General features: G+C 74.8%; 15 protein-coding genes. 4 read left to right on the top strand and 11 right to left on the bottom strand.

From position 1 onward, the window contains the following. The first annotated feature begins 36 nt into the window (after positions 1 to 36). Positions 37 to 1,401, top strand: a complete 1,365-nt coding sequence (locus tag M0638_RS10180; protein WP_248666871.1) for an MFS transporter — start codon at positions 37 to 39, stop codon at positions 1,399 to 1,401. A gap of 623 nt (positions 1,402 to 2,024) precedes the next feature. Here the strand turns inward: M0638_RS10180 and M0638_RS10175 are convergent. Continuing rightward, a complete protein-coding gene (locus M0638_RS10175; protein ID WP_248666870.1) occupies positions 2,025 to 3,488 on the bottom strand; it encodes an outer membrane protein assembly factor BamB family protein in 1,464 nt (487 codons plus the stop codon). Then, positions 3,488 to 4,141 carry a tetratricopeptide repeat protein gene (locus M0638_RS10170; RefSeq protein ID WP_248666869.1) on the bottom strand — a complete coding sequence of 218 codons (654 nt, stop codon included), beginning with the start codon at positions 4,139 to 4,141 and terminating at the stop codon, positions 3,488 to 3,490. Before M0638_RS10170 ends, M0638_RS10175 begins: the two co-directional genes overlap by 1 nt. Before the next feature lie 80 nt (positions 4,142 to 4,221). Here M0638_RS10170 and M0638_RS10165 point away from each other — a divergent pair, with 80 nt between their 5' ends. Then, positions 4,222 to 4,791 (top strand): hypothetical protein, encoded by a 570-nt coding sequence (locus M0638_RS10165; protein WP_248666868.1) that lies wholly within the window; start codon positions 4,222 to 4,224, stop codon positions 4,789 to 4,791. Positions 4,792 to 4,861: 70 nt separating this feature from the next. Here M0638_RS10165 and M0638_RS10160 read toward each other — a convergent pair whose 3' ends face one another. Further along, positions 4,862 to 5,131: an HU family DNA-binding protein gene (locus M0638_RS10160; RefSeq protein ID WP_248666867.1), complete on the bottom strand. Its 270-nt coding sequence runs from the start codon at positions 5,129 to 5,131 to the stop codon at positions 4,862 to 4,864. Positions 5,132 to 5,302: 171 nt separating this feature from the next. On the opposite strand from M0638_RS10160, the gene pncA reads away from it, so the two are divergent. Further along, on the top strand, positions 5,303 to 5,965 hold the full coding sequence (pncA, locus tag M0638_RS10155; protein WP_248666866.1) for a bifunctional nicotinamidase/pyrazinamidase: 663 nt from the start codon (positions 5,303 to 5,305) through the stop codon (positions 5,963 to 5,965). A gap of 72 nt (positions 5,966 to 6,037) precedes the next feature. Here pncA and M0638_RS10150 read toward each other — a convergent pair whose 3' ends face one another. The 6 genes from M0638_RS10150 to M0638_RS10125 form a co-directional block, all read right to left on the bottom strand. Beyond that, positions 6,038 to 8,545 carry a hybrid sensor histidine kinase/response regulator gene (locus M0638_RS10150; protein ID WP_248666865.1) on the bottom strand — a complete coding sequence of 836 codons (2,508 nt, stop codon included), beginning with the start codon at positions 8,543 to 8,545 and terminating at the stop codon, positions 6,038 to 6,040. A gap of 255 nt (positions 8,546 to 8,800) precedes the next feature. Further along, positions 8,801 to 10,777 (bottom strand): excinuclease ABC subunit UvrC, encoded by a 1,977-nt coding sequence (gene uvrC / locus M0638_RS10145; protein WP_345893017.1) that lies wholly within the window; start codon positions 10,775 to 10,777, stop codon positions 8,801 to 8,803. A 616-nt stretch (positions 10,778 to 11,393) separates the two neighbouring features. Further along, positions 11,394 to 11,786 carry a dihydroneopterin aldolase gene (folB, locus tag M0638_RS10140; RefSeq protein ID WP_248666864.1) on the bottom strand — a complete coding sequence of 131 codons (393 nt, stop codon included), beginning with the start codon at positions 11,784 to 11,786 and terminating at the stop codon, positions 11,394 to 11,396. A gap of 73 nt (positions 11,787 to 11,859) precedes the next feature. Next, a complete protein-coding gene (locus M0638_RS10135) occupies positions 11,860 to 12,675 on the bottom strand; it encodes an SDR family oxidoreductase (protein ID WP_248666863.1) in 816 nt (271 codons plus the stop codon). Positions 12,676 to 12,817: 142 nt separating this feature from the next. Then, positions 12,818 to 13,639, bottom strand: a complete 822-nt coding sequence (locus M0638_RS10130; protein WP_248666862.1) for a hypothetical protein — start codon at positions 13,637 to 13,639, stop codon at positions 12,818 to 12,820. A gap of 279 nt (positions 13,640 to 13,918) precedes the next feature. Then, positions 13,919 to 15,340: an amidase family protein gene (locus M0638_RS10125; protein ID WP_248666861.1), complete on the bottom strand. Its 1,422-nt coding sequence runs from the start codon at positions 15,338 to 15,340 to the stop codon at positions 13,919 to 13,921. 306 nt (positions 15,341 to 15,646) lie between these two features. Here M0638_RS10125 and M0638_RS10120 point away from each other — a divergent pair, with 306 nt between their 5' ends. Next, complete coding sequence (locus M0638_RS10120; RefSeq protein WP_248666860.1) at positions 15,647 to 16,828, top strand: CaiB/BaiF CoA transferase family protein; 1,182 nt, start codon at positions 15,647 to 15,649, stop codon at positions 16,826 to 16,828. Positions 16,829 to 17,178: 350 nt separating this feature from the next. Here M0638_RS10120 and M0638_RS10115 read toward each other — a convergent pair whose 3' ends face one another. Together M0638_RS10115 and M0638_RS10110 are read right to left on the bottom strand one after the other, a co-directional pair. After that, positions 17,179 to 18,408 carry a CaiB/BaiF CoA transferase family protein gene (locus M0638_RS10115; RefSeq protein WP_248666859.1) on the bottom strand — a complete coding sequence of 410 codons (1,230 nt, stop codon included), beginning with the start codon at positions 18,406 to 18,408 and terminating at the stop codon, positions 17,179 to 17,181. A 146-nt stretch (positions 18,409 to 18,554) separates the two neighbouring features. Beyond that, positions 18,555 to 19,577, bottom strand: a complete 1,023-nt coding sequence (locus M0638_RS10110) for a Bug family tripartite tricarboxylate transporter substrate binding protein (RefSeq protein ID WP_248666858.1) — start codon at positions 19,575 to 19,577, stop codon at positions 18,555 to 18,557. Positions 19,578 to 19,650: the final 73 nt, after the last annotated feature.

Below are 19,650 nucleotides of genomic sequence, written 5' to 3'. Positions count from 1 at the left end.
GCCGCACGGCTTCACGGCATCGTAGAGGGATGGCTGATGGGGACCGCGACGAATGTCGTCGACGTCGAGGCGCTGATCGACCGGCGCATCGGCCGATACCAGATCGGGATCTTCGTGCTCTGCTTCCTGGTCTCGCTGATGGACGGCCTCGACTCCCAGATCACGAGCGTGACCGGGCCGCTCATGGCCCGCGACCTCGGCCTGCCGCCCGCGGCGCTCGGGCCGCTGCTTTCGGCCTCGCAGATCGGGTCGCTGGTCGGTGCCCTCGCCCTCGGCTTCTGCGGCGACCGCTTCGGGCGGCGCCCGACCCTGCTCGCCTGCGGCCTGCTGTTCAGCGTCGCCACGCTCGCCACGGCCATGGCGGAGACGCTGCCGGTGCTGCTGGTCCTGCGCGCCATCACCGGCCTCGGCATCGGCGGCGCCGTGCCCTGCTACCTCGCGCTCGGTGCCGAATTCGCGCCCCGCCGCCATCGCGCGGGCATCGTCGCGCTGATCCTCGGCGCCGTGCCCTGCGGCGGCATCATCGCCGGCCTGATCGGGGCCGGCCTCCTCGGGGATCTGGGCTGGCGCAACGTCTATCTCGGCTGCGGCGTCCTGTCGCTGGGCGTCTGCCTGCTGCTGGCGTGGCGCCTGCCGGAGTCGCCGGGCTTCCTGATCGCGAGCCGGGCCGCGGCAACCCGCATCCGCGCCGTGCTGGCCCCCCTGGCGCCGCCGGGCGTCGTCGCCGAGGCCACGCTGTTCCGCAGCGGCGAGCCGCGGCAGCAGGGCGTGCCGGTGACCCGCCTCTTCGCCGATGGCCGGGCCCCCGTCACCCTGCTGCTCTGGCTCGCCTTCTTCGTGACCTACCTCGTGCTGATCGGCGGACTGGTCTGGACGCCCGGGCTGATGCGCCAGTCCGGCATGTCCGCGGAGGGCGGCGCGCTGGCGCTGATGTTCAACAATGTCGGCGGCATCCTCGGCATCGTCTGCGCCGGCCAGATCATCGACCGCTTCCGCGGCGCCTTCACCCCGCTGATGGTGCTGCTGTTCCTGGGCGGCGCCGCCGCCACCGGCCTGGTCGGCCAGGCCGCACCGAACTTCTGGGGCGTGATCCTCGCCTGCGGCGCGACCGGCCTGTTCATGGCGGCTGGCCTGTCGGGCCTCTACGCCTTCGCCACCCTGCTCTACCCGGCCGAGATGCGCTCGACCGGCCTCGGCTGGGCCTCGGGCTTCGGCCGGGTCGGCGCGGCGGCGGGGCCGCTGCTCGGCGGCACGCTGTTCGCCGCCGGGCAGCCGGCCCGGGTGATCTTCCTGGTCTTCGGCCTGGCCGCGGTGGTGAATGCCGGCGCGATCCTGGCCATCGCCTTCTGCTCGCGGCGGCGGCGGCCGGATCCCGCCGACGGCGCCACGGCCCCGGTCTAGAGCCGATCCAGCGTCCCTGTTTCAGGCGGGATCGGCTCCAGCCTTTTGATTTATCGCATTTTCCGAGCCGCTGAGCGAGGACGCTCAGCTTGAAAATGCTCTAGCCTTGTGATTTTTCGCAGTTTCCGAGCCGCTGAGCGAGGACGCTCAGCTTGAAAATGCTCTAGCCTTGTGATTTTTCGCAGTTTCCGAGCCGCTGAGCGAGGACGCTGAGCTTGAAACTGCTCTAGCCTTTTGATTTTTCGCATTTTCCGAGCCGCTGAGCGAGGGCGCTCAGCTTGAAAATGCTCTAAGCCCGCACCAGTCCCGGACTCGTGCGGGCCGGTGTCGCGGCGGGCTGGTGGGGTGGCCGCGCGCTGGACCGGCGAACCATGCGGGCCCGCACCCGTGCGGACCCGCATGACGTCGCGCCCCGACGATGACCTGAACGGGGCGCATTCGCGCATGGGGCAGGCCGCAGCGCCACGCCCAGCCGGGTGGTCCGCCGGCCCCGATGGGTGCGCTGCGGCGGAACGCCATGCCGCCCGGCGCCAGGGCGTGCCGGTCCGGGCCAGCCCCGGATCGGCGCCTCGCGGGGTTTCCGCCGGTGCGGCGCCCCGCCCGGGGCGCCCCGTCCCCGCTCCCTACCGCAGCGCCACCACCGCGCCGTTCTCGGTCACCAGGTACAGCGTGTCGCCGGCCACGGCGCCGGGCAGCAGCGCGCCACCGGGCACGGTGCGGGTGTCGCCCTCCAGCAGCGTGCCGTCCTGCGGGTTCACCTGCGCGATGTCGCCACGGGCGTTGGTCAGGATCAGCCGCCCCCCGGCCAGCACCGGACCGGACCAGGCGATCGGGTCGCGCTTGCGCTCGACATCCTCGAAGGCGCGGAGCTGGGTGATCCAGCGCACCCCGCCATCGTCGCGCGCGAAGGCGGCGAGCTGCGCGTCGCGGCCGATGGCGAACACCCAGTCGCCCGCCACCCAGACCGGCTCGGTGCCGCCCAGCTCGCGCTCCCAGAGGCGGCGGCCGGAGCGGATGTCGATGGCGATGGTCAGCCCGCCCTCGCCGATGGCATAGGCGCGGCCGCGATCGGCCACCGGCCAGGCGCGGATGCCCGGCACCTCGGCGATGCTCTCCCGCCCGCGCAGCGACAGGGCCTCGGACCAGGAGACGCGGCCGTCGGCGACGCGCAGCCCGATCAGCTCGCCCGAGGGGAAGCCGGCTACCACCGTGTCGCCCTCCACCGCCGGCGCGGGCAGGCCGAGCGGCGCGATGGGCACCGTCAGCGATTCGTGACCCCAGCCGCGCTGCCCGTCGGTCACGGAGAGCGAGTGCAGCTTGCCGTCCACGGTGGGGACGTAGAGCCTGCCGCCGGCCACGGTGGGCGCGCCGCGCGCCGGGGCGCCGAGCGGCACCCGCCAGCGCACGCGGCCATCGGCCGGATCCATCGCCATCGCCTCGGCCATGCCGGTCACGGCGTAGAGCACGCCCGAATCCCAGGCGAGGCCGCCGCCGAGCGCGCCGTCGTCGTCCTCGTCCGGCCGCGTGTCCACGCGCCAGCGGCGGGCGCCGTTGCCGGCATCGAGGGCGGAGATCACGCCGTAGGTGTCCATGGCGAAGACGGTGCCGGCCGCGACGATCGGCGGCGCGGTCAGCCGGCGGCGATAGGCGGAGCCGGTGCCGATGTCGGTGCGCCAGGCGATGCCGGAGATCGGCCCCAGGGCCGGGTGGCCGCCCGCATGGCCCGGCCCGCCGCCGGCCTGAGGCCAGTCCTGGCGCGCCTCGGGCGGCGGCAGGCTGAAGGGCGCGCGGGCGGCGGCGGCGTCGATGCTGATGCCGCGCCCGCCGGTCAGCACCGCCTGGCGGTCGCCGGGCAGCGGCGTCTTGCTGCTGCCGAACACCGAATCGAACAGCTCGCAGCCGCCGAGCAGGCCCGTCGCGCCCCCCAGCAGCGCCGCGCGGCGCGCGATGCCCCCGGCGCCCGGCCGGGCACCCGCCGCGGGAGCACCCGGCCGGGGGCCCGCCAGGGAACCCAACGGGGCGGTGCCCGCCGGCGCGTCGGTCGGGGCATCCGTTGGGGCTTCCGCCCGGATCCAGCGCATCGGCATCAGCCCCCCTCGAGTCCGGACAGCAGCTTGCCGGCGCGGTCTCGCACACCCGCCGGCGCCGTGACATCCCCCGACAGCGCCTGCAGCGTGCGCCGCGCCGACGCCGTGTCGCCGCGGCGGATCGCGACCAGCGCCGCGGCCTCCTGCGCCGAGGCGCGCCAGGGCCCGTCGGCACGGGTCAGCGGCGCGAGGCGCGCTTCCAGCGCCGCCGGATCGCCCGTGTCCAGGCTGTGCACCACCCACATCAGGCTCGCCAGCTCGCGGTAGAGCGGATCGGCGTCGGCATCGCCGGCGAGGCGTTCGTAGAGCGCCAGCGCCGCCTCGTGCTGGCCGGTCTCGTCCTTCAGCGCCGCGGCGCGCAGGCCGGCGAGGATGCGGTAGCCTTCCGTCGCGGTGCCGGCCAGGGTGGCGAAGCGGTCGGCCGCGGCGCGCAGATCGGCACCCTGCGCCTCGGTCTCGCGCGTGGCGGCCAGGAAGGCCTCCGCGCCCGCCTCGGCACCCTGCGTCCGCCGGCCCTGCCAGACCTGCCAGCCGGCCAGGCCGGCCAGGACCAGCAGGAGCAGCGCCAGCACCGCCCAGCCGTAGCGGCGCAGAATGCGCTTCGCGCGCTCGGCGCGCAGATCCTCCTCGACCTCGTCGAAGATGTCGGCCAACGGCCCGTCCCCCGAAAAAAGCGGCGGACCATAGCCTCGCCTTGTCGGGGCGTTAAGTCCGCGCGGCCATGCTGTGGCGGATGCGCCACGCCGAGAATGCTTCCAGCCCCCCGCCCCGCCGGAACGACCCGGCCCGGCCCGGCGACCCGGCGCGCGGGCGGCGGGGCGGCCGCCGTCCGATCCTCCTGGCCGGCTGCCGCCGGCTGGACCTTCCGGTCGGCTGCCGCCGGCTGGACCTTCCGGTCGGCTGCCGCCGGCTGGACCTTCTGGCCGGCTGTCGCCGGCTGGGCCTGGCCAGCCTGCTGCTGCTGGCGCTGGCAGGGTGCGACGGCGCGGCCCTGATCGGCTACGGCGCGGTGGAGGTCGCCTCGGTCGCCATCACCGGCCACGCCGTCGGGGACCTCGTGGTGTCCGGCATCAGCGGACGGGACTGCTCGGTGGTGCGGCTGGACCGCGGCGAAAGCTATTGCCGCCCGCCGGAGCCGCCGCCGGCGCCGCCGCCCTTCTGCACGCGCAGCCTGGGCTCGGTGGACTGCTGGCGGGTGCCGCCCTACGCGACGCCCGCCTATCGCGGCGTCGCGGACGGGCCGGCGACGTTGAACGCCGAGCAGGAACGGCAGCGGACCAGGCGCTGGCCGGGGCTGTTCTAGGGCGCCCGTGCCGGCGCGGCGGCCCGTTCCGGCCCGGGGCGCAGACCGCTTTCCTTCAGACCGCCTGCTCTCAGACCGCCTTCTTCAGGTTCGGCGAGGCCTTGAAGCGGACGGTCTTGCCCGCCTTGACCTTCACCGGCTCGCCGGTGCGCGGGTTGAGCGCCTTGCGCGCCTTGGTCTTGCGCACGGTGAAGGTGCCGAAGCTCGGCAGGGTGAAGCCGCCGGTGGTCTTGAGTTCCTTGACGATCGCCGCGATCAGGTCGCCGGCGGCCTGGTTGGCGGTGACGCCGGTGCAGTCGGTGGATTCCTGAATGATCTGCGAGATGAAGGCCTTCGACATGAACCCCGAAATCCCCTGATTCAGCCTTCACGCCGCGCGAGCGTGCGCGGCCTTCAAGGCGACGACAACGCTTTACAGGCCGACCGCCCGGCCTGCTAGATGTCTTGGGCGATCACGTCGCCGCCAGCAGGAGCGCCGCGGATGTCTCGGCGCGGCAACGAGGACGGCGCCATGAATCGAATCCCGTTAGATCCGGACAGCGATCTTCTCGGCGTGATCGACGTGCAGCCGGACTTCATGCCGGGCGGCGCGTTGCCCGTCGCCGACGGCGATGCCGTCCTGCCGGTGATCGGCCGGCTGCTGTCGGGCCCGTTCCGGCACGCCTTCGCGACGCAGGACTGGCACCCGGCCGACCATCTTTCCTTTGCCAGCCAGCATCCCGGCAGAGCGCCCTACGAGTCGGTGGCGCTGCCCTACGGCGCGCAGACCCTCTGGCCCGACCATTGCGTGCAGGGCGGCGCCGGCGCCGCCCTGCATGCCGGGCTCGACCAGGCCCGCATCGAGGCGGTGATACGCAAGGGCTTCCGCCGGCCGATCGACAGCTACTCGGCCTTCTTCGAGAACGACCGGCGCACGCCGACCGGCCTCGACGGCTACCTGCGCGAGCGCGGCGCCCGCCGCCTGTTCCTGGCCGGCCTCGCCACGGATTTCTGCGTCGCCTACTCGGCCGAGGACGCGGCGCGGCTCGGCTACGCGGTGACGGTGGTGGAGGATGCCTGCCGCGCCATCGCGCTGCCGCTGCCGGATGGCGGCGACACGCTGACGGCTGCCTGGGCGAGGCTCGCGGCGCTCGGCGTGCAGCGCGTGCGCAGCGACGCGCTCGTGCCCGGCTGATCCGCGCCGCCTCGCCCGGGGCGGCGCCGGGCGCTCCGGCCGGGCCCGGAGCGGGGCGCGCGGCCGTGCCGGTCACGCCCGCAGCATCTGCCGGATGCGGCCGATCAGCGTGGCCAGCGCGAAGGGCTTGGTCATGACCTGCATCCCCGGCCCCAGCGGGTCGTTGCCGATCGCCGCCTTCTCCGCGTAGCCGGTGACGAACAGGACGCGCAGCCCGGCGCGCGACACGCGGGCGGCATCCGCGAACTGGCGGCCGTTCATGCCGCCGGGCAGGCCGACATCGGTCACCAGCAGGTCGACCGGCGTTCCGGACCGCAGGAGGCGCAGCCCCGACGCGGCGTCCCCCGCCTCCAGCACGACGTAGCCGTGCTCGCGCAGCGCCTCGACCAGCAGCGTCCGCACCATGGCCTCGTCGTCCACCACCAGCACGGTCTCGCCGCCACCCGCCGCCGGCGCGTCCTCCGGGGGCGCCTCCGCCGCCACCGCCTCGCCCGTGTGGCGCGGCAGGTAGAGGCGCACCGTGGTGCCCCGGCCCGGCTCGGAGCAGAGCCGCACCTGCCCGCCGCTCTGGCGCGCGAAGCCGTAGATCATGGACAGGCCGAGGCCGGTGCCGAGGCCCAGCGGCTTGGTGGTGAAGAAGGGGTCGAAGGCGCGCGCGGCCACCTCGGGCGTCATGCCCGTGCCGCTGTCGGAGACGCAGAGGACGACGTAGCAGCCCGGCGCCATGTCGCGCCGCGCCGCCTCGGCCGGGCTGTCGAGGCACAGGTTCGCCGTCCCGATCGTCAGCCGGCCGCCCTCCGGCATCGCGTCGCGGGCGTTGACGGCGAGGTTGAGCAGCGCGTTCTCGAGCTGGTTCGCGTCGCACAGCGCGGGCCAGAGATCCCCGGCCGCCGCCACCTCGACCGTGACGGCGGGCCCCACGCTGCGCCGGATCAGCTCCTCCATGCCGGCGACCAGCCGGTTCACGTCGGTGGGGCGGGGGTCCAGGGTCTGGCGGCGGGCGAAGGCGAGCAGGCGATGGGTCAGCGAGGCGGCGCGCTCCGTCGCCGCCTGCGCCGCCGCGATGTAGCGCGGCAGGTCTTCGGTCCGCCCTTGCGCGAGGCGGGCCCGCATGCGCTCCAGGCTGCCGCCGATGCCGGTCAGCAGGTTGTTGAAGTCGTGCGCGATGCCGCCGGTGAGCTGGCCCACCGCCTCCATCTTCTGCGCCTGGCGCAGCGTCTCCTCGGCGGCCTGCAGCGCGCCGGTGCGTTCGCGCACCTTGTCCTCCAGCGCCTCGGCGGCCAGGCGCGCCTCGGTGACGTCGATGCCGACGCCGGTGTAGCCGGCGAAATTGCCCGCGCCGTCGAGGCGCGGCGCCGCCTCGCAGCACATCCAGCGCAGCGCGCCGTGCCGGTCGCGCACCCGCAGCTCCGACCGGAACGGGGCGCGCGACGCGGCCGCGGCCGCCAGCCCTTCCAGGAAGGGCGCCGTGTCCTCCTCGTGCATCACGCGGCGCCAGCCCTCGTTCAGCATCGCCTCGGTCGGCAGGCCGAACACGGTCTCGTGGCGGCGGTTGGCGAAGATGAGGCGGCCGCGCGGGTCGGTGGCCCAGATCAGGGCCGGGGCGCTGTCGGCCATCAGCCGGAAGCGCCGCTCGCTCTCCCGCAGCGCCGCCTCGGCGCCGCGGCGCGCGCTGACGTCGATCAGCACGCCCGGGAAGCGGTCGGGCCTGCCCTGCGCATCCAGCTCGCAATGGCCGCTGGCCTCGACCCAGAGCCAGTCGTCGCCGGACCGGCGCAGCCGGTACTCGGCGCGGTACGGGCCGCCCTCGCGCAGCACCCGGGCGATCCGGGCCTGCACCCCGGCGCGGTCGTCGGGGTGGATCGCGGCGGTGAAGGCCTCGATCGGCATGCCCCGCGTCACCGTCTCCGGATCGAGCGAGAAGCTGCGGGCGAAGCGGGCATCGGCGGTGACGCGGTTCTCCGGGATCTCCCAGATCCAGGTGCCGATCACCGTCTCCGCGTCGAAGGCGGCCTGCAGCCGGGCGGTGGCGTCGCGCAGCGCCGCCTCGGTCAGCAGGCGCTGGCGCTCGGCCAGCACCTGGCGCGTCGTCTCCTCCACCACGGCGAGCACCCCGGCCGGGCGGTGCGACTCGTCCAGCACGGGGCTGTAGGCGAGGTTCAGCCAGACCTCGCGCGAGCCGTCGTCGCGGCGCACCACCAGCCGCTCGTTGCGCAGCCGCAGGGGGCGGCCGTCCATCCCGGCCTCGATGACGCGGCGGCTGATCGCGGCGGTTTCCGGCCAGCCTTCGCAGACGGGCAGGCCGAGCATGCCCGGATGCCGGATGCCGGCCACCTCGGCGTAGCCGTCGTTGTAGAGCAGGACGCCGTCCGGCCCCCAGAACAGGGCCATCGGCGCCGTGGCGTGCAGCACCATGTGCAGCGCCGTGCGCAGGCAGGGCGGCCAGTCCTCGCAGACGCCGAGTCCGGTGGCGGACCAGTCGAAGCCGCGGATCAGCGCGCCCATCCGGCCGCCGCCGGCCGGGAAGACCGGCGGCACGCCGGCGGGGGACGGGGCGAGGGGTGGTCCTGCGACGCTCATCCGGCGGCCCGTCCGGGCCTTCCGGCCGTCTCCCGGGCCGCCATTCCTGCCGCCTCTCGGGCCAGGTCGGGTCGCATCCTGCGACGGGGTGCGGTGACGCCCTGCATTGCCTCCTCGCTTGCGTAACCGCCACGGTGCCGACCGGCCCGGTGCCGACCGACGGACGTGCCATTCATCGCCCGCAGCAACGTCGCGTGCCCCGGTTGGTGCCGAAGGCGCCTCGCAAAACGCCGACACGGGTCGGAGAGGCCCGGTTCAGCCCGCGTTGCCGGGGTGGAAGTGCTCGTGGATGCGCCTCGCCATGCCGGGGCCGATACCCGGGCAGTTGCCGAGATCCTCCAGCCCCGCGTTGCGCACGCCGCGCGCCGAGCCGAAATGGTTCAGCAGGCGGCGCTTGATGGCGCTGCCGACGCCCGGGATGTCGTCCAGCTCGCTCTTCGTCAACGCCTTCGACCGGCCCGCGCGGTGGGTGGTGATGGCGAAGCGGTGCGCCTCGTCGCGCAGCCGTTGCAGGTAGTAGAGCACCGGGTCGCGCGGCGGGAGCTGGATCGGCGGCAGGCCGGTGCGGTGGAACCATTCGCGGCCGGCGTCGCGGTCCGGCCCCTTGGCGACGGCGACGAGCGGGATGTCGTCCACGCCCAGCTCGGCCAGCACCTCGCGCGCGGCGGAGAGCTGGCCGGCGCCGCCGTCGATCAGCACGAGGTCGGGCCAGGTGCCGCTCTCGCGCTCCGGGTCCTCCTTCAGCGCGCGGCCGAAGCGCCGCTCGAACACCTCGCGCATCATGGCGAAGTCGTCGCCGCCTCGCGGCGCGGAGATGGGGCCGCCTCGCGGCGCGGAGATGGGGCCGCCTCGCGGCGCGGAGGTGGGACCGCCTCGCGGCGCGGAGGCGGGGCCACCGCGTGGCGTGGAGATGCCGTCCGCCTGCGGCGCGGGGTCGCCAGGCTTCCGACCCTCGCCCCTGATCGAGAATTTGCGGTAGGCCTGCTTCATGAAGCCGGCGGGGCCGCCCACCACCATCACGCCGTAGGGGTTGGCGCCCTGGATGTGGCTGTTGTCGTAGACCTCGATCCGCTCGGGCGTGCCGGGCAGGTCGAAGAGCTGCGCGACGCCCTCCAGCAGCCGGGTCTGCGCCGTGCCCTCCGCCAGCTTGCGCTCCAGCGCCTCGCGGGCATTGGTCTCGGCGTGCTCCAGCGCGGCGCGCTTGTCGCCGCGCTGCGGGCGGTGCACCTCCACCTTGCGGCCGGCCTTGAGCGTCAGCGCCTCGGCGATCAGCGCGGCCTCGGGCAGCTCGTGGTTCACCAGCACCAGCGGCGGCGGCGGCAGGTCGTCGTAGAGCTGGGCGAGGAAGGCGGAGAGCACCTCCTCGGGCGGCATGTCGGCCTTGGCATGGCTCGGGAAGAAGGCCCGGTTGCCGTTGTTGCGGCCGCCGCGGAAGAAGAAGACCTGCACGCAGGACTGGCCGGCGAGCTGGTGCAGCGCCACCACGTCGGCATTGCCCACACCCTCCATGTTGATGCGGTCGCGGCCCTGGACGTGGGTCAGGCCGCGGATGCGGTCGCGGATCGCGGCGGCGCGCTCGAATTCCAGCGCCTCGGCCGCCTCCTCCATCTCGCGCGCCAGGCGCTTCTGGATCGAGGGCGTGCCGCCGGAGAGGAATTCCTTGGCCTCGCGCACCAGCTCGGCATAGCCCTCCTGGCTGATGCGGCCGACGCAGGGGGCCGAGCAGCGGCGGATCTGATAGAGCAGGCAGGGCCGGTCGCGGCTGCTGAACACGCTGTCGCGGCAGGAGCGGAGCAGGAAGACGCGCTGGAGCGCCGTCAGCGTCTGGTTCACCGCCCAGGCCGAGGCGAAGGGGCCCCAGTAGCTGGCGCCCTTCTTCCGCTCGCCGCGATGCTTGCCGATCTGCGGGTAGGGATGCTCCTCGCCCAGCACCAGCCACGGGTACGACTTGTCGTCGCGCAGGACGATGTTGTAGCGCGGCCGCAGCCGCTTGATGAGGTTGGCCTCGAGCAGCAGCGCCTCGGCCTCGCTGGCCGTGGTGACGATCTCGAGCTGGCGCGTCTCGTGCACCATGCGCCGCAGCCGCTCGGGCAGGCGGGCGATCTGGGTGTAGGCGTAGACCCGCCGGCGCAGCGAGCGCGCCTTGCCGACGTAGAGCGCCTGCCCCTCCGCATCCAGCATCCGGTACACGCCGGGCGAGAGCGGCATGGTGGCCAGGGCATGCTCGATCACCCGCACCCCTTCCAGCAGGGCGGGCGCGTCGGCGGGTGGAGGAATGGCGGGATCGGCCGGGCCGGACGCCGGGGCGCCACCGGGTACGGCGCCAGGGGCGTCACCGGGGATGCCACGGGGGATACCGCGGGGGATGCCGCGGGGGATGTCACCGGCGGCGTCGCCGGGGTCCGGTCCGGCCGCCTCCCGGTCCACGACTTCTCCGGTCAGGTCGCTGTCGGCAGGGGATTCCGGTTCTGGCATGGGGTCGGGATATGCGATGCGAGGCCGCCGTCTCCAAGACACCGGCTTGTCCACCGACGCTGTGGAAAACCCTGTGGAGCAACGGGTGGGAACTGCCGGGAAATGGCGGTGAAGCGCCAGTTACACTAAGATGACCACAAATTGGGCACAGAGCCAACCCATTGATATCTTTGGCTTTGCTTGTAACCCTCTACAGTTCTCAATGGTTTGCGCGCGGCCTGCGTCCTCGGCCGCGCCATGATCGGGCCGGTGGAAAAACCGTGGAGAGTCCCGCGCGGCGAAGGCGGGAAGACGGGTGCGAGGCGGATCCTGCACGACGGCACCGTCGCCGCTCCGCACGGCGGCGGACCAGGGCGGAGAGGCCGGGGGCCGGTCAGGCCCGCCGCCGCTCCACCACCACCCCGACCGCCGCGACGTCGGGGAAGGCATCCGGCTTCTCGACGCTGACACGCGCCCGCACCACGCGCGGATCGGCCAGGGCGGCGGCGGCGATGCGCTCGGCCAGCGTCTCCACCAGCAGCACGTGCCCGGCCGCCGCCGTGGCGCGCACGCCGCGCACCAGGCGCTCGTAATCCACCACGCGGGCGAAGTCGTCCTCGCCGACCCGGTCGGGCGCCTCCGCGTCCTGCACGGCCAGCTCGATGCCGATCACCACGCGCTGCGGCATCGCCTTCTCGCGCGCGTAGATCCCGAGGCGCGCCTGCACCTCCAGCCCGCGCACGAAGACGAGTCGCAGGCCGCGATCGGCATCCGGGGCGTAGCTCACGCGGCGCCCCCCGGCGCGGGCCGCCGGGACGGGGGCCTGGGCAGGCCCGCGGCGGGGCGCGCCGGCACGCGCGCTATTCCGCCACCGCGCCGTCGGGCGCGGCGCGGCGCGTGGGCGACCATTGCAGGTGCTGGCCGCCGTCGAGCGCGATCATCTGCCCGGTCATCGCCGGCAGGGAGAGGATGGCCAGCACGGCGCGGGCGATCTCGTCGGGCGAGGTGCCGCGCGCCAGCGGGGTGGTGGCGCATTGCTGGGCGAACTGTTCCGCCGACTGGCGCAGGCTGGGCAGGGCGGGGCCGGGACCGATGCCGTTGACCCGGATGCGCGGCGCCAGGGCCAGGGCGAATTGCTGCGTCAGCGCCCAGAGCGCCGCCTTGGAGACGGTGTAGGAGAGGAAGTGCGGCGTCAGCGACCAGACGCGCTGGTCGATCAGGTTGACGACGCAGCCCTCGGCGCCCTCGGGCAGGGCGCGCGCGAATTCCTGGGTCAGCACGAAGGGGGCACGCAGGTTGGGCTCGATGTGCCGGTCCCAGCTCTCGCGCGTCGCGTCCTGCCACTCGTCGCGCTCGAAGGTGCTGGCGTTGTTGACCAGCACCCCGACCGGGCCGAGGCCGCGCGCGGCCAGCGGCAGCAGCGGCGCCACCTCCGCCTCGCGGGCGAGGTCGGCGCGCAGCAGCATGGCGCGGCGACCGCGGTCGCGGATGGCGGCGGCGGTGTCCTCCGCCTCGGCGACGGAATGGGCGTGGTGCAGGGCGATGTCGAAGCCGGCATCGGCCAGGGCGAGCGCGATGGCGCGCCCGACCCGGCGCGCGGCGCCGGTCACCAGCGCGACGCGCGGGATGGCCGGGGGGATGGTGCCGCGCGGGGTGGGTTCGGAATGCGTCGCCATGTCGGGGAGGCTGCCATGGCGACGGCCGGCGCGTCCATCCGCCGGCCGGCGGGCGCTTCCGGCGGGCAGGGCGCCGGCCGGGGCCGCCGCCCTGCCCTAACCTGCCGTGCCGCGCCCCGGCCCCTCGGCGCCGGGGCCCGGCTCAGAAGCCGTCGTCGTCCGGCTCGGCGGGGTCGCAGGGCTGGATGGAGAACCAGACCGGCTCGGCGCTGCGGGCGGCGGCGCGCAGGAAGGGCCGGCTGGCGGCGAGAAGCTCGTCGAGCGAGCGGAAGCGGGCGGTGGACTCGTCGCCCTCCGGGCTGCGCATCACCAGCGCGAAGGCGGCCCTGAGGCCGCCGGCCGCCGAGCCGCCACGCGGCGGCGCGGCCGCCTCGCGGGCGGCACGGCCGGCGGGCGGCGCCTTCGGGGCGGCGGGTGCGCGGAGAGGTGCGGGCGCGGTGGCAGGGACGGGGCGGCCAATGGTGCGATCGGTGGTGCGATCGGTGGTGCGGTCGGTGGCAGGGTCGGCGGCCGGGGCGGGGCGCGGCTCGGCGGCCGGGGCCGCGAACAGGTCGGCGATCGGCGGCGCCTCGGGCGCGGGCGCCGCGTGACCGGCCGGAGTCGGCGGCGGCAGCATGGAGTGGGCCGGGGGACGGGCCGGCGAGTGGGCCGGCGGTACCATGTCGGGCGCCGTGACCAGGAGGTCCGGTGCCGTGCCGGCCGCGGCCTCGTCCGTCCCCTCCCCTTCCTCCTCCCTCGCCCGCTCCGGCGCGCCGCGCCCGCGGCCGGGCGTCGGCGGCGCCGTGCCGGCATCCACCGCCGGCTCCGTGCTCCCCGGCGCGTCCAGGCGCCGCTGCCTGGCGAGGATGGCGTAGACGTTGGCCGGCGAGCAGCCGAATTGGGTCGCCACCTCGGCCACCTTGCGGCCCTCGACGTCCACGAGTTGCCGGATCCTCGGGTGTTCCGAGCGGGCGATCCTGGTCATGCGGCCTCCACGAACCGATCCGCGATGCCGACGGGCCGGCAGTGCCGCGCGGCCGGCGCGGCATCGCCGGCATCCGAACAAAATGCGAACCCTGGATGCCAGAACCGGCCGTGCCACGCCAGCCCGAAACGCCGGCCCGAACGCCGGCCCAGACGATGGCACGCAGAGCATTCGCACGCTGAGCGTCCTCGCTCAGCGGCTCGGAAATACGCCGGATCGAAGGCTGGCGCCGTCTCGTCCCGATACTGTCGGGCCGGAACGGCGCCAGCCGCGGCCGGTTCAGCCCGGCCCGGGTGGCGATGCGTTCCGCGGCTCGGCCAGCGGCAGCGCCGCCGCCCGCTCGATCACCCGCGCGGCGCGGAAGGCGAGGTCGTCGCGGTGGATCGCGGCCGCCACCTGCACGGCGCGCGGCATGCCGTCGTCGTCGAGCCCGACCGGCACGCCGATGGCGGGCTGGCCGGTTAGGCCGAAGGCGAAGGTCCAGGGCGCCCAGTCGCGCCACAGCGCCTCGGCGGGGCGGAGGGTCGGCTGGTCGGCGGCGAAGGCGGCGGTCGGGGTGGCGGCGGTCAGCACCAGGTCGTGGCGCTGGTGGAAGCGGGCCATGGCGTGCGCCGCCTCCAGCCGCAGCGCCTCGGCGGCCACGTAGTCGATGGCGCGCATGGCGCCCTGCCGCTCGGCCAGCTCGACGAGGCCGGCATCCAGCAGGGCGCGCTTCTCCGCCGGGATGCCGGCCACGAGCCGCGCCAGCGCCGCGCCCCAGAGATGGCCGAACAGGGTGTGCATGTCCGGCAGGCCGGGATCGGCCTCCTCCACCTCGGCGCCGGATTCGGCGAGCAGCCGCGCGGCCGCCGCCAGCGCCGCCGCCCCGTCCGCGTCCAGCGGCGCCTCGAAGCCGAAGCGGCGCACCACGGCGACGCGCAGCCCGGCCACCCCGTCCTCGATGCCGGAAAGCCAGTCGCGCGGCCGATCGGGCAGGCAGAGCGGGTCGCGCAGGTCGTGGCGCGCCATGGCGCCCAGCATCAGCGCCGCGTCACGCACCGAGCGCGTCATCGGCCCGGCGCAGGCGACCGGCGCGAAGGCGCCGTGCGGCCATTGCGGCACCAGCCCGACGCTCGGCTTCATCCCGACCAGCCCGCAGAAGGCGGCCGGGATGCGGAGCGAGCCGCCGGCATCGAGGCCGGCATGCAGCGGCCCGAAGCAGGCCGCCCCCGCCGCCGCCGCGCCCGCGGCGGCGCCGCCGGCGGTGCGGCGCGGGTCCCACGGGTTGCGGGTGATGCCGTGCAGCGGGCAGTCGCCCGGGGTCTTCCAGCCGAATTCGGTGGTGGTGGTCTTGCCGAGGATCACCGCCCCGGCCGCCTTCAGCCCCAGCACCAGCGGCGCGTCCTCGCGCGCGGGCGCGGTCGGGGTGGTGCGGCTGCCGCGGCGCGTCGGGAAGCCGGCGAGGTCGATCAGGTCCTGCACCGTCACCGGCACGCCGTCGAGCGGGCCGAGCGGCCGGCCGGCGCTCCAGCGCGCCTCGCTCTCGCCCGCCGCCTGCAGGGCGCGCGGGTTCATCGCGGCGAAGGCGTTGACCCAGGGGTTGTAGCGCGCCACCCGCTCCAGCACCGCCTGCAGCGCCTCGACCGGCGACAGGGCGCGGCGGGCGTAGTGGGCGAGCAGCGTCTCGGCGCTCATCAGGGCGGGATCGGTGGGCTGGGTCACGCGGTGAGGGACTCCGGCAAAGGCAGGCGCGGCAGGATGGCCGCGTCGGGCGGGGCGGGCCAGAGTAGCAGGCCAGAGTAGCGGGCCAGGGGGGCAGGTCAGGGGACAGCCGCGAGCGCGGCGCCCGAGCCGGCCTGCCTCCCTGTTCAGGCGCCCGGGGCACGATAGGATGACCCCATCCCATCGGCCGGCGGCATCGCCGGCCTCTCGGCTCCCCCGCCGCCTCCGGGGCCAACCGCCCCGGTCCGGCCGCGCACACGATGCCCGTCCCCCACACACGGACGGGCACACAACAGGAAACCGGAAATGCCCGACCCAGGCCCGCTCGCCCGCTTCACCGTCCTCGACCTCACCCGCGTCCGCTCCGGCCCGACCTGCGTGCGCCAGCTCGCCGACTGGGGGGCGAACGTCATCAAGATCGAGGCGCCCTCGGCGGTCGATACGGGCAAGGGGCTGGGTGGCGAGCGGCACGGGCCGGATTTCCAGCACGTCCACCGCAACAAGCGCGGCATCACGCTGAACCTGAAGCATCCCGAGGGCCTCGCCGCCTTCCGCCGGCTCGTCGAGAAGGCCGACGTGGTGGTGGAGAACTACCGCCCCGACGTGAAGGACCGGCTCGGCATCGACTACGAATCGCTCAAAGCGATCAACCCGCGCATCGTGCTCGGCTCGATCTCCGGCTTCGGGCAGGACGGCCCCTATGCGCGCCGCCCGGGCTTCGACCAGATCGCGCAGGGCATGGGCGGGCTGATGAGCGTCACCGGCCTGCCCGGCCAGGGACCGGTGCGCGTCGGCATCCCGGTCGCCGACCTCACCGCCGGCCTCTACACCGCGATCGGCATCCTGGTGGCGCTGCTGGAGCGCGAGGTGACCGGCGTCGGCCGCTGGGTCCACACCAGCCTGCTCGAAGCGATGATCGCGATGATGGACTTCCAGGCCACGCGCTGGACGATGAGGCACGAGGTGCCGGGCCAGGCCGGCAACGACCACCCGACCACCGTGCCCACCGGCCTGTTCCGCACCAGCGACGGGCTGATGAACCTCGCCGGCGGCGGGCAGGAGATGTGGAACCGCATCGTGGCCACGCTCGGCATCGAGGAGGAGGCGAAGGACCCCGACCTCGCCAACGACAAGCTGCGGGCGCAGAACCGCGCCAAGACCAACGCGCTGCTGCAGTCGCGCCTGGAGACCGACACCAGCGCCAACTGGATCGCGCGGCTCAACAAGGCCGGCGTGCCGAGCGGGCCGGTCTACTCCATGGACCAGGTCTTCGCCGACGAGCAGGTGAAGCACCTGCAGATGGAGCTGCCGCTGCACCACCCGAAGCTCGGCGACATCGCGGTGGTGCGGCCGCCGATGCAGATCGCCGGCGCCGCGCCGCAGCGCCGGCCGACGCCGGAGCGCGGCGAGCACACGGCGGAGGTGTTCCGCGAATTCGGCTTCTCCGACCTGGAAGTCGCGGCGCTGCGCGAGGCCGGGGCGGTCTGACCCTTCGCGACGGGGCCTTTTCCAAGGGGGGGCGCTGCCCTCCCGGGCATCCTTCCAGGGAGGGCGCTGCCCTCCCGGGCATCCTTCCAGGGAGGGCGCTGCCCTCCCTGGGCATCCACCCGCCCGGGGAAGGCCTTGCCCTCTCCGGACCATACCCACCAGGGGCTGACGCACCGCGTCCGCAGGTTCCTGGACCTCCGCCGGCGTTTCGCGGCCTCGCCGGTTCAGCCGTCGGGCCTCGAATCCAGGGGGGGGGGTTTCCAAAGGGGCTTCGCCCTTTGGTGGGGTCCAGGGGCAAGGCCCCTGGTGGGAGAGTGCGGAGAGGGCGAGGCCCTCTCTGCGGCCCGGCCCTACGCCCCCCTTACCACCCCCGCCTCCCGCAGCCGCGCCAGCGCCGCCTCGCCCAGCGCGGCGCCGAGGATCTCCGCGTTGTGCTCCCCGAGCCCCGGCGCCGGCCGCGCCAGGATGCCCGGCGTGCCGGAAAGGCGCGGCACCGCGCCGTGCATGGGCAGCCAGCCGCCGGGCATCTCCGCGTCCGGCACCGCCACCAGCGCCTCGCGCTCGGCAACGTAGCGGTCCTCCAGCAGGTCCGCCGCCTCCATGACCGGGCCGATGGTGACGCCGGCGCGGTCGAAGTGCTCCAGCGTCTCGGCCAGGGTCCGCGCCGCGATGAAGCCGCCGACGATCGCGTCCAGCTCCTCGACATGCGCGAGGCGGTCCGGGTTGGCGCGGAATCGGGGATCGTCGATCAGCTCCGCGCGGCCGATCGAGCGGAACAGCTTCTCGGTCATGCCCTGCGTCGAGGCGGAAAGGCACACCCAGCCGCCGTCGCTGGTGCGGTAGGCGTTGCGCGGCGCGGTGTTGGTGGAGCGGCTGCCGGTGCGCGGCTTGCGCACGCCGCTGACGCGGTAGCTCGCCACCTGCGGCTCCATCACGGCGAGCATCGGCTCGAACAGCGAGAGGTCGATCACCTGGCCGCGCCCGTATCCGCCCTCGGCGGCGCGCAGCGCGATCATCGCGGCGGCGGCGCCGTACAGGCCGGCATAGGCGTCGCCCATGAACATGGGCGGCAGCACCGGCTCGCGGTCGGCGAAGCCGTTCACCGCGGCGAAGCCGGAATAGCCCTCGACCAGCGTGCCGAAGCCCGGCTTGTGCCGGTACGGCCCGTCCTGCCCCCAGCCGGAGACGCGCACGATCACGAGGCGCGGGTTGATCGCGAGCAGCGTCTCGGGGGCGAGGCCCATCGCCTCCAGCACGCCGGGGCGGAAGCTCTCGACGAACATGGCGGCATCGCGCGCGAGGTCACGCACCACCTGCTGCCCGGCGGCCGACTTCAGGTCGAGGCAGATGCTCTTCTTGTTGCGGCACCAGGTCTTCCACGCCGTGGCGACGCCGCCGACCTTCCAGGCGCGCAGCGTATCGCCCTCGGGCGGCTCGACCTTCACCACCTCGGCGCCGTGATCGGCCAGCACCTTGGTCAGCATGTTGCCGGCGACGAGGCGCGAGAGATCCACCACGCGCACGCCCTCCAGCGCGCCGCGCGCCTCGGGGTCGAAGGACTTGCGGGCGAGTTCGGTCATGGCGGTCCCTGCGGGCGGCGGAAGGGGCGGGTGACGGCGCGCCGCGTCCGCCGGCATGGCTGCGCGCGCGGCGCTTGCCGATCGGCGGCCGGGCGGGCCGACGGGCAGCGGTCCACGGAAGCGCCGAGGCGTCGGCCGTCGCGGCGTCACTCGATGCGGATGTTGGCGCGCGTCGCCACCTCGCGCCAGCGCGCGACATCGGCCAGCAGCATCCCGTTCCAGGCATCGGCCGGGCGCGGCGCGGGCACGGCGCCCTCGCCGGCGAGGTAGCGCGCGAGCCCCGGATCGGTCAGCGCCTCGTTGGTGGCGGCGTTCAGCGCCTGCCGCACCGGCGCGGGCAGGCCGCGCGGCGCCAGCAGGCCCCACCAGAGGCTGGCCTCGAAGTCGACGCCGCCCTGCCTCGCGGTGGGCGCGTCCGGCGTGCCCTCGGGGCGGCCCTCGTCGGTGTAGCAGATGGCGCGGATGCGGCCGTCGCGCACGAGGCCGGCCACCGAGGCCAGCGTGGTCATGATGAGCTGGACGTTGCCGGCGGCGAGGTCGGTCGCCGCCGGCCCCATGCCGCGATAGGGGATGTGCGTCAGCTCGATGCCCGTGGCGAGGCAGAAGCGCGCCATCGAGAGATGGTTGATGCCGCCCGGGCCGGAGGAGCCGTAGTTGATCCGTCCCGGCCGCTCCTTCGCCAGCCGCACCACGTCCCGCACCGTATGGGCGGGGAAGTCGGGCGCGCCCACCAGCAGCAGCGGCGCGGTGGCGAGCAGCGCCACCGCGTCGAAGTCGCGCGCCGCGTCGTAGGGCGTGCGCTGCACGGCGGCGGAGGTGGCGAAGGAGGAGGAGGTGACCAGCAGCGTGTGGCCGTCGGGCGGGGATTTCGCCACGAAGTCCGTGCCGATGGTGCTGCCGGCGCCGGGCCGGTTCTCGATGACGAAAGGCTGGCCGAAGCGCGCCTGGAGCTTCTCGGCCAGCGGCCGTGCCACCGCGTCGTTGCTGCCGCCGGGCGGGAAGGGCACGACGATGCGCACCGGCCGGTTCGGCCAGGACGCCGCCGTGCCCGCCGCCGTGCCGCCGCCCTCCGCGCCCTGCGCACGGGCCGCGCCGCCCGCCGAGGCCGCCAGGGGCAGGGCGAGGCCGGCGGCGCCGAGCAGCGACCGCCTTGCGATGGGTGCGGGCATGCCGTTTCCTCCCCGGTGCCGTTGCGCCTTCTCCGGCCCATCCTGCCCCGGCGGAACGGGCCGGGCCAGGGGG

It is taken from the genome of Roseomonas acroporae (assembly GCF_023223525.1).
Lineage (GTDB): Bacteria > Pseudomonadota > Alphaproteobacteria > Acetobacterales > Acetobacteraceae > Roseomonas_E > Roseomonas_E acroporae.
This window is presented reverse-complemented; position numbering and strand designations above follow the sequence as displayed.